The sequence below is a fragment of the Pseudomonas sp. CGJS7 genome, from assembly GCF_036961695.1.
The window spans coordinates 21523-27689 of record NZ_JBAMDI010000136.1 but is presented as its reverse complement, the minus strand read 5'-3'; the positions used below and the strand labels follow the sequence as shown (position 1 = coordinate 27689).

Here is a 6167-nt window from a genome sequence, read left to right as displayed (position 1 = left end):
ATTCCAGAATCAGACGCGGACCCGCGGCGCCCTGCTCGATCCGCGGCTTGAGCACCGCGACCGGCTGGGCCAGGTCGAACACGATCCGCGCCGTACCCGGCTGCGGTTCGCCGCTGCGCACGGATTTGACGATGCCGGCGCCGGCCGGAAGCTTGACGTTCTTGCCCAGGCGCGAGGCCGGCAGGTCCACGACCAGGCGGTCGGGGCCCTTGAGGCTGATGACTTTGTATTCGCCGGCACCGTCGAGAGCGATCTCGACGCGCGTGCCGGTGGCCCCGTTGCGCAGCTCTAAGCCTTTGATTTCACTGGCGTGCGCGAGATTCCAGGCCAGCGCAGCGAGCAGCGCAAGGCCCAGCATGAATTTCTGAACGGTGGCCCCTTTGACTCGCATGGGCGTAAGTCAAGCACCGGCGCTGCGCAAATGCAAGTATTTTTCCCTTGCAAATCCGGCACCTGCCACCACTTCCTATGGAATCGTTCAGGAGTCGGCCGCAAACGCCTGGGCGCCGGCCCCGCTGGCCAGGGCGTTCAGCCAGGCCCGGCCGGCCGGGCTGGTGGCGCTGAACTCGGCCTGCCGCCCCGCCCCGGCGACCGCCAGATCGATGCGCAAATCCGCCGCCGGCAGCCAGCCCTGGCCGCGTTCGGGCCATTCGATCAGCCACAAGGTGGCCTCGCCGCCGTCCAGGCCGAGGAATTCCAGCTCGCCGGCGTCGCCGATCCGGTACAGATCCAGATGCCAAGCTTCGCCGCCGTCCTGGAGCGGGTAGCGCTCGACCAGGGTGTAGGTGGGGCTGCGGATCGCGCCGCTGACGCCGAGCGCGCGCAGCAGCGCCCGCGCCAGACTGGATTTGCCCGCGCCCAGATCGCCGCGCAAATGCACATGCAGGGTCGGCATCGGCGCCAACCGCGCGCGCGCGGCCGCCAGCGCCGCGCCCAAGGCGTCGGTGGCGTCGGGATCGGCCAGGTTCACCCGCAGCGATGCGCTGGCCGGCTCGGTTTCTGAGGTCGCTTGAGATTCCATCGCGTGCATCATCGCGGATTGGCGGAAGGATTGGCGCGACGACGCAACCACGGCATCAAATCGCTCGGCAGCAAACCGCGTTCGCCGCCTTCGTGCGCAGCCTCGTCGCCGGCCACCGAATGCAGCAAGGCGCCGCAGCTGGCCGCGTCGAAAGCGTTCAAACCTTGCGCGCGCAACGCGACGATCGCGCCGCTGAGCACATCGCCCATGCCGCCGACCGCCATGCCCGGATTGCCCGCGCCGATCGCGCGCACGCCGCCGCCGGGCGCGGCGATCAAGCTGCCCGCGCCTTTCAACACCACCGTGCAGCCGTAGTGATCGGCGAGCGCGCGCACCGCGGAAAAACGCTCCGCCTGGATCCGCGCGGTATCGCTGCCGAGCAAACGCGCGGCTTCGCCGGGATGCGGAGTAAGGATCGTATCGGCGGAGAGCCAACGCGGTTCGGCGGCGAGAATATTCAGCGCATCGGCATCCAGCAGCAGCGGCTTGCCGCTGTCGATGGCGGCGAAAAGCAGGCGTTTTCCCCACTCCTGCTGGCCGAGCCCGGGGCCGATGGCGATCGCGCTCGCGGCATCGATCGCCGCATGCAAGTCTTCGGCCCGCTCCACCGCGCGCGGCATCGCTTCGGGCAAACGCGCCAACAACGGCGCCACGTGCTCGGCGCGGGTCGCCGCATCGACCAGCCCCGCGCCGCTGCGCAATGCGGCTTGCGCGCACAACAACAACGCGCCGCCATGACCGTGATCGCCGCCGATGCACAGCACCCGGCCGTTGCGGCCTTTGTGGCTGTCGCGAAGCCGCGGACGCAGCCAGCGCGACAGATCCTCGGCCTGCAGCCATTCGGCGACCGGATGCGCGCTGTAACGGCGCGGATCCAGACCCAAGCTCGCCAGACTCAACTCGCCGACGTGATCCAGTGCCGCGCCGGTGCGCAAGCCGCTCTTGCGCGCGATGAATTCGATGGTGCGCTCGGCGATCACCGCCGCGCCCGCGGCCGCGCCGCGATCGGAATCGACGCCGCTGGGCGTGTCCAGCGCGAACACCGGTGCGCCGTGCGCATTGATCGCCGCGATCAGATCGGCGGCGGCGCCCTCCGGCGGGCGCTTGAGGCCGATGCCGAACAAGGCGTCGACGATCACATCGGCCTGCGGCAAGGCGCCGTCGAACTCCAGGATGCGCCCGCCCGCGGCTTCGAATTCGGCGGCCGCGCGCTGCGCGAGTTTGCCGCGCGGTGCGTGTTCGGGCAGGCGGATCGCCACGACCCGACGCCCGGCCTGATGCGCGTGCAAGGCCAGCACATAACCGTCGCCGCCGTTGTTGCCGGGGCCGCAGATCGCCAGCAGCGAGTACGCCTGACTCCAACGGTCCAAGCACTCGCGCCACGCCGCTTCGCCGGCCCGGCGCATCAATTCGTAGGCATCGCCCAGTTCGGCCGCCGCCGCGGTTTCCACCGCGCGCAAAGCCGCGGCGTCGTACAGATCGGTGGCGGGCGGGTAATCGGCGATTTCGGACGTCGTAGACATGCGGCGATTCTATACTTGCGCCCGTGAGCCAGCCCGACGCCCGCCCCGCTACGCCCGATCCCGCCGCAGCGCCCGACTACGCGGCGCTGGCGGCGCGCATCCGCGCGATCGCGCGCGAGTTCGGTTTCCAGCGTTGCGGCATCAGCGGTATCGAACTGGGCCAGGACGAAGCCTATCTGCTGGACTGGCTGGAACAGGGCCTGCACGGCTCGATGGACTGGATGGCCCGCCATGGCGATCTGCGCGCCCGCCCCAGCGCCTTGCTGCCGGGCACGGTGCGGGTGATCTCGGTCGGGCTCGACTACGGCCGCCGCGACGACGAAGACGCCTGGGCCACGCTTGCCGAACGCGAACGCGCCTACGTCGCCCGTTACGCGCTGGGCCGCGATTACCACAAGCTCATGCGCCAGCGTCTGCAGCGGCTGGCCGACCGCCTGGCCGAACTGGTCGGACCGTTCGGCCACCGCGTATTCGTCGACTCCGCGCCGGTGCTGGAACGCGCGCTGGCGCGCAACGCCGGGCTGGGCTGGATCGGCAAACACACCTGTCTGATCGACAAGGACGGCGGCTCGTGGTTTTTCCTCGGCGAGATCTATGTCGATCTGCCGCTGCCGGTGGATACGCCGGCGAGCGCGCACTGCGGCACGTGCACGCGTTGCATCGACATCTGCCCGACCCAGGCCATCGTCGCGCCGCATCGGCTGGATGCGCGCCGTTGCATCGCGTATCTGACCATCGAGCACGAAGGCGCGATTCCGCTGGAACTGCGCGAACCGATCGGCAACCGCATCTTCGGTTGCGACGACTGCCAGTTGGTCTGTCCCTGGAACAAATTCGCCCAACGCAGCGACGAACCCGATTTCCGCGCTCGCAACGACTTGGATAAAGCCACGCTGGCGCAGTTGTTCGCCTGGGACGAAGCCGAATTCCTGCAGCGCACCGAAGGCTCGGCGATCCGCCGCAGCGGGCACGAGCGGTGGTTGCGCAATATCGCGGTGGCGCTGGGCAATGCGCCGACGTCGGCGACGGTGATCGCGGCGTTGCGCACGCGTAGCGAGCATCCCAGCGCGGTGGTGCGCGAGCATGTCGAGTGGGCGCTTGCGCGGCATGGGGTTTCGTAGCGCTGTGCCAGTTCGCCCCCTTTTCAAAAGGGGGCGCGCGCCTGGCATGAATCGGTTTCGCGTCGACGTATCGGTGCGGGGGATTTGCTTTGCGCGCAAGGCAAAAGCAAATCCCCCCTAGCCCCCCTTTTTCAAAGGGGGGGAACAGTTTCGGCCGCACTCGACGCAACGTCGCTCGCCTGGCACAACACATCGCCCCCTTTGCAAAAGGGGGCGAGCGCCCGACATGAATCGGTTTCGTGTCGTCGTATCGGCGCGGGGGATTTGCTTTGCGCGCAAGGCAAAAGCAAATCCCCCCTAGCCCCCCTTTTTCAAAGGGGGGAACAGCTTTGGCCGCACTCGACGCAACGTCGCCCGCCTGGCACAACACATCGCCCCCTTTGCAAAAGGGGGCGAGCGCCTGACATGAATCGGTTTCGCGTCGACGTATCGGCGCGGGGGATTTGCTTTGCGCGCAAGGCAAAGGCAAATCCCCCCTAGCCCCCCTTTTTCAAAGGGGGGGGAAACAGCTTTCGAAGGGGGAACAGCCTCAGCCGCGCAGCTTACGCAGCAACTCGCGGGTCACCGGATCGTCGGCTTCGGCCTCGCCGGCCAAGGCCGGCAGCAAACGGCTGGCGACTTGCTTGCCCAGCTCCACGCCGAACTGATCGAACGCGTTGATGCCCCAGAACACCGACTGCAAATACACGCTGTGTTCGTACATCGCCAACAGCGCACCCAGCGATTGCGGAGTCAGCGCATCGAGCAGAATCGTGGTGCTCGGCCGCCCGCCCGCGTAGGCGCGATGCGGGTCGTCGGAAGCCTGGCCGTTGGCGAAGGCCTCGGTCTGCGCCAACAAATTGGCATGCAGCGCACGATGATTCTGCGGATACGGCGCATCGGACCGAATCACCCCGATGAAATCCGCCGGAACGATCGAGGTGCCTTGATGCAGCGCCTGGAAAAAGCTGTGCTGGGTATCGGTACCCACCCCGCCCCACCACACCGGCACGGTGTCGCCGGCGACCGGCGAGCCGTCCAGACGGGTCGACTTGCCCAGGCTCTCCATCACCAACTGCTGCAAATAGTTCGACAGCAACTTAAGCCGATCGTCGTAAGCCAGCACCGCCTGCGTCGCATACCCCAAACCGTTGCGGTTCCAGATCGCGGTCAGCGCGTGCCAGGCAGCGAGGTTGCGCTCCAGCGGCGTTTCCAGCACGTGCGCGTCCATCTGCGCGGCGCCGTCGAGGAAGGCTTCGAACTTGTCCATGCCGATCGCCAGCGCGATCGGCAAACCCACCGCCGACCACAGCGAATAACGGCCGCCGACCCAGTCCCACATCGGCAGAATCCGTTCCGGCGGAATATCGAACGCCGCGGCGGCGCGCTCACCGTTGGCGCTGATCGCGTACAGGCGCGAGCCATCGCCGAGCCAATCGCGCAGGATGCAGCCGTTGAGCAGCGTTTCCTGGGTACCGAAGGTCTTGGAGATCAGCAGCGCCGCGGTGCGCTTGGGGTCGAGCCCGGCCAGGGTGCGCTGGGCGGCGTGGCCGTCGACGTTGGACAGGAAGTGCACGCGGAAGCGGCCGGGCGTGGCGCCGGTCAAGGCGTCGGCGGCCAGTCGCGGGCCCAGGTCCGAGCCGCCGATGCCGACGCTGACGATGTCGGTGACTTCGGTCGCGCTCAACGCATCGACCACCGCGCGCATTTGCTTGCGCGCCGCCAGCGCCTGCTGGTGCGCGGCGCGCGCGGTCGGCGCGGACGACAGGTCGCCGCGCAGCGCGGTATGCAGCGCCGGCCGGCCTTCGGTGATGTTGACGATTTCGCCGTCGAACAGCGCGCGCAGGCGCTGGACGCTGCCGGCGTCGGCGGCCGCGCGTTGCAGCCAGGCCAGCGCGTCGCGGTCGTAATGCTGACGGGCGAAGCTGGCGTAGAGCGGGCCGACCTGGATCGCGAAGTCCGCGGCGCGGGCCGGGTCCTGGGCGATCAATCCTGCCAGCGGAGTGACAGCGACGCGCCCGACCTCGGCGCGCAGCTCGTGAAGTCGGACGTCATCGCTCATCGTGCGAGAGGCTCTTGGTGAGGATCGATCAGGCGGCTTGTGCCGGCATCGAATGGTTGGTGTGGGTTAGCCGGTTGTCGCGGTCGACGTAGACCAGGGTCGGCTTGTACTTGGCCGCCTCGGCTTCGTCGCAGATGCCGTAGGCGCAGATGATCACCAGATCGCCGGGCTGGGCCTTGTGGGCCGCCGCGCCGTTGACCGAGATCACCCCGCTGCCCTCTTCGCCGCGGATGGCGTAGGTGGAGAAGCGGTGGCCGCTGTTGATGTTGTAGATGTGGACCATCTCGTACTCGCGGATGCCCGAGATATCGAGCAGACGGCCGTCGATCGCGCAGGAGCCTTCGTAGTGCAGCTCGGCGTGGGTGACGGTGGCGCGGTGGATCTTGGCCTTGAGCAGGTTCAGTTGCATGGTCGTTACTCGTGTGTCCGCAGGCGCGCGGGCGCGAAGGGCCTGAAGTCTA

6 protein-coding genes are annotated in these 6167 nt (G+C 68.1%); 1 reads left to right on the top strand and 5 read right to left on the bottom strand.

Annotated elements, in window-relative coordinates:
- The 3 genes from V7787_RS44380 to V7787_RS44370 all read right to left on the bottom strand — a co-directional run.
- Window positions 1-391 (bottom strand): AMIN domain-containing protein (locus tag V7787_RS44380; RefSeq protein WP_336094093.1); only part of this gene is annotated, 391 nt, incomplete at its 3' end.
- An 87-nt stretch (window positions 392-478) separates the two neighbouring features.
- The gene (gene tsaE / locus V7787_RS44375) at window positions 479-1021 is read right to left on the bottom strand and encodes a tRNA (adenosine(37)-N6)-threonylcarbamoyltransferase complex ATPase subunit type 1 TsaE (RefSeq protein ID WP_336094092.1); all 543 of its coding nucleotides are present in this window, start codon (window positions 1019-1021) and stop codon (window positions 479-481) included.
- 8 nt (window positions 1022-1029) lie between these two features.
- Window positions 1030-2544 (bottom strand): NAD(P)H-hydrate dehydratase, encoded by a 1515-nt coding sequence (locus V7787_RS44370; RefSeq protein ID WP_336094090.1) that lies wholly within the window; start codon window positions 2542-2544, stop codon window positions 1030-1032.
- A gap of 23 nt (window positions 2545-2567) precedes the next feature.
- Between V7787_RS44370 and queG the strand changes: the two genes are divergently transcribed.
- The gene (gene queG / locus V7787_RS44365) at window positions 2568-3665 is read left to right on the top strand and encodes a tRNA epoxyqueuosine(34) reductase QueG (RefSeq protein ID WP_336094089.1); all 1098 of its coding nucleotides are present in this window, start codon (window positions 2568-2570) and stop codon (window positions 3663-3665) included.
- A gap of 529 nt (window positions 3666-4194) precedes the next feature.
- Here the strand turns inward: queG and pgi are convergent.
- The gene (gene pgi / locus V7787_RS44360; protein ID WP_336094088.1) at window positions 4195-5706 is read right to left on the bottom strand and encodes a glucose-6-phosphate isomerase; all 1512 of its coding nucleotides are present in this window, start codon (window positions 5704-5706) and stop codon (window positions 4195-4197) included.
- A gap of 28 nt (window positions 5707-5734) precedes the next feature.
- Window positions 5735-6115, bottom strand: coding sequence for an aspartate 1-decarboxylase (gene panD, locus V7787_RS44355; RefSeq protein ID WP_074866448.1), 381 nt, complete (start codon window positions 6113-6115; stop codon window positions 5735-5737).
- Window positions 6116-6167: the final 52 nt, after the last annotated feature.